At 65.1% G+C, this 704-nt stretch carries 1 protein-coding gene; it reads left to right on the top strand.

Features of this window, described 5'->3' with window-relative positions; genetic code table 11:
• The first annotated feature begins 175 nt into the window (after positions 1-175).
• Positions 176-682 carry a hypothetical protein gene (locus MKL09_RS19870; RefSeq protein ID WP_244022987.1) on the top strand — a complete coding sequence of 169 codons (507 nt, stop codon included), beginning with the start codon at positions 176-178 and terminating at the stop codon, positions 680-682.
• Positions 683-704: the final 22 nt, after the last annotated feature.

Raw genomic sequence — 704 nt, 5'->3', positions numbered from 1 at the left:
GTCTGGCCGAAGGGCGAAGCCGAACCCGCGTTCGCCGATATCGACGGCGCCGCGCTTGAGACCATCGTCGGCTATGCGCTCGGCTTCACGGTCAAGCGGTGGGTGGATGGTGGCGGCGACATGGTCCCGGCCGAGATCCGCGCCGTCATGCACAAGCTACACTGAGGGGACGACCATGGCCGACAATTGGCTCTCATCCTTCGCCGTCGCCCTTGGGTTCGAGGTCAACACCGCCCAGCTCAACACCGCCAAGAAGTCGCTCGCCGACTACGAGGCTGCCGTAAAATCTGCCGAGAAGCGGATTGAGGATGCCCGGTGGGCTGGTGCCAAGTCCGAGGTGGAAATCTCCAAGCTGGTCATGGAGACGAACCTGAAGGAGGCGCGGGCAGCCCTCGCGGCCGCTCAGGAGAAAGAAAAGGCCGAGCAGGAGGCCACCCGGAAGCGCGAGCAGCGCAACAAGGACTTCAGGGCTGGCATGAGCCGGCTCACGCTGGCCGCCACCGCCATGGCGACCGCCGTTATGTACGCGACGAACCGGGAGACGCAGGCATTCGATCACCTTGGGTTCGTGTCGCAACGGCCCGGCGCTGCCGTCCATAGCCGCAACGCTCTCGGCTACGCGGTTAAGCAGGTCGGCGGCGGTACTCATCAGGCGAGCGTCGGGTTGGAGTGGTTGTGCTAGCCCAGCATGCTCGTGAATGGGG

The organism is Methylobacterium sp. J-048, assembly GCF_022829515.1.
Lineage (GTDB): Bacteria > Pseudomonadota > Alphaproteobacteria > Rhizobiales > Beijerinckiaceae > Methylobacterium.
The sequence above is the reverse complement of the archived record's forward strand: the minus strand, read 5'-3'. Positions and strand labels throughout refer to the sequence as shown.

Bases quoted from the DNA above. Each gene is read 5' to 3' on its own strand.
- MKL09_RS19870 (WP_244022987.1), top strand. From the start codon at position 176: ATGGCCGACAATTGGCTCTCATCCTTCGCCGTCGCCCTTGGGTTCGAG.